3 protein-coding genes are annotated in these 2,724 nt (G+C 37.4%); 1 reads left to right on the top strand and 2 read right to left on the bottom strand.

Going from position 1 to position 2,724, the window contains the following annotated elements:
• Positions 1–109: 109 nt before the first annotated feature.
• Positions 110–1,177: a M42 family metallopeptidase gene (locus ABD814_RS12905; protein WP_344914061.1), complete on the bottom strand. Its 1,068-nt coding sequence runs from the start codon at positions 1,175–1,177 to the stop codon at positions 110–112.
• Between the two features lie 151 nt (positions 1,178–1,328).
• On the opposite strand from ABD814_RS12905, the gene ABD814_RS12900 reads away from it, so the two are divergent.
• Positions 1,329–1,649, top strand: coding sequence for a PepSY domain-containing protein (locus ABD814_RS12900; RefSeq protein ID WP_344914058.1), 321 nt, complete (start codon positions 1,329–1,331; stop codon positions 1,647–1,649).
• Positions 1,650–1,735: 86 nt separating this feature from the next.
• On the opposite strand, the gene ABD814_RS12895 is transcribed toward ABD814_RS12900, so the two are convergent.
• A complete protein-coding gene (locus ABD814_RS12895; RefSeq protein WP_344914055.1) occupies positions 1,736–2,530 on the bottom strand; it encodes a phosphotransferase family protein in 795 nt (264 codons plus the stop codon).
• Positions 2,531–2,724 lie beyond the last annotated feature (194 nt).

Below are 2,724 nucleotides of genomic sequence, written 5' to 3'. Positions count from 1 at the left end.
TGCACTTAGTATATCAAAAAATCAACAGAACTGTTAAGAGGACGGCATTTAGATATTATTCAGTGTACACTAAATACCTAAAAAATAAAAAAGCGGGAGGGCCCACTTTTTAACTATTACTTCTCAATTGCTCAACCATATTCGCATCTGTATTTTTCACTAGCTTTACAATTAATTCTTTCGCGGCTGCATAATCATCAACATGGATAATTGATGCGTGTGTATGAATGTAACGTGATGCAATTCCGACAACTGCTGAAGGGACACCATCATTTGATAGATGTACGCGACCTGCATCCGTTCCACCTTGAGAAATAAAGTACTGATATGGGATATTGTTTGATTCTGCGGTATCTAAAACAAATTCACGCATGCCTTTATGAGTAATCATTGTGCGGTCAAAAATACGCAACAACGCCCCTTTACCAATCTGACCAAACTCTTTATCATCACCAGACATATCATTCGCAGGAGATGCATCAAGTGCATAGAAGATATCTGGCTTAATCATATTGGCAGCAACCTGTGCCCCACGTAAACCAACCTCTTCCTGAACAGTTGCTCCAGAATAAAGTTCGTTCGGAAGTTTTTCATCTTTTAATTCTTTCATCAATTCAAGCGCTAAACCACAACCGTAACGGTTATCCCATGCTTTAGCCAAGATTTTCTTTTCATTGCTCATCGGTGTGAATGGCGTAACAGGTAAGATCGATTGACCCGGTCTAATCCCAATTGCCTTTGCATCTTCCTCGTCATCTGCCCCAATATCAATCAACATATTTTTTAATTCCATCGGTTTTGCACGTTGCTCGGGTGTTAAGTTGTGTGGCGGAATTGAACCAATCACCCCAATCACAGGGCCATTATCCGTCATCACTTGCACACGCTGCGCTAACAAGACTTGGTTCCACCAACCACCTAACGGTTGAAATTTGATCATCCCGTTTTTTGTGATTTGCGTCACCATAAAACCAACTTCATCCATATGCCCAGCAACTAGAACCTTAGGCCCTTCACCCTTTTTAACGCCAAAAATTCCCCCTAGTCGATCTTGGACAATCTCATCACTATATTTTTCTAATTCCGTTCGCATATATTGACGGACAAGATGTTCATTTCCAGGCGCACCTTGCAATTCTGTTAATGTTTTAAACATAGCTAATGTTTCTTGCTTCATTATGTACAACCTCCCAATATTTATCTGCATATTTTATTGTAACGAAAGATCAACTTCTTTTCCACTTTTAAAAATATTTTAAACAAGCTGTTTTCTTATTAGAGTTAAATAAGGTATACTAACAATAACTTTAATATTCGAGGTGAAGTAGATGAATTGGAAGAAGGCACTAGGCACTTTAGGAGTCGGTATTGCTATTGGTTACTTTATTAAAGCAAAAGTTAGTGATATGCCTATTCAAGCAGAACGAGCACTCAAAATAGCAAAAGATAAATTTAAAGAAGGTGGAGCAGTTAGTGGCTCTTGGATTTATATGAAAAGTGAAGCGATCACTTTACATGGCCTTGAGTATTTAGTCTATCGAGGTGGAATTACCCGCACAATCGATGGTGAAAATAAGCAATATGAATTTTATGTCGACGCCTACACAGGCACAATCATTTCAACAGAAGAAACAAAAAGTATGATTTAGTCTCACATTTAATAATAGTCCAAAGTCAAAAACAACCCGAACGATTCAGCTGTTCGGGTTGTTGCTTTATAACTGAGGCTTACTTTTTAAACAAGATATGTCTTTGCTCTTGCTAAAACATCTTTAAATGTCGTTCGATTATGCTCATACTCTTCGATACTCGTTGAACAATCAAGTGCTTGAATGGTTTGATAGAGCATATACCAATGGATCCGCAAGTACAATGACCGATTGCCAACAACACCATAATTCTCTAACCATTTCTCCCACTCATTATCCTCAATATAACTTGAAAATAACATCGCTAAATCAAGTGCTGGATCTCCAATTTCTGCATTATCCCAATCAATTAAATAGAGCTGTCCACGATTCGTAATCAGCCAATTATTATGATTTAAGTCACAATGACAAACAACAGGTTTGATATGTACTAACTTAGATAATTGTCTTTTCATCCAAGTGAGACCTTGGTTGATGATTGGATCTGTGTGCATTTGATCATTTTCTAAAACCAATTGCTCAATTTCATCATATAAGATTGTTGGGCTTAATGGTATTTTGCCCATTCTTGTTAACATATCGAGTAATTCAGCTGAATGATGGATGCGCCCCAACAATTCCGCTACCTTTGGATGATGGATCACCTCTGGTTGCATTTCTCTACCATCAAGCCATTCTTGCGCAGTAATCACATCACCATTTTCTAAACGTTTTGTCCAAATTAATTTAGGAACAATTCCTTGTGCAGAAAGAACTGCTAAAAATGGCGAAGAGTTTCTCTTCAAAAATAAACGCTTTTGCTTCGATTGAGCATAATAAGCTTCTCCACTAGAACCACCAGCAGATTTAATTAGCCAATCGTTACCTAATGCATGTTGCACAGGAATTCACCTCACAAATAACTACATTTTTCACCGATAAACGACGATTAAAAAAAGACCTAGCTTTAGATTAACCTATTCTATGGTTAAAGATCAAGAGGAAATTTTCTAGATTGATCACTCGGGGATTTTACAGTATCCATTCTTATATAAACGAAAAAATGATTGCTCCATCAATGCTGAGCAGTTATTTT

The organism is Amphibacillus indicireducens, assembly GCF_039539605.1.
GTDB lineage: Bacteria > Bacillota > Bacilli > Bacillales > Amphibacillaceae > Amphibacillus > Amphibacillus indicireducens.
The sequence above is the reverse complement of the archived record's forward strand: the minus strand, read 5'-3'. Positions and strand labels throughout refer to the sequence as shown.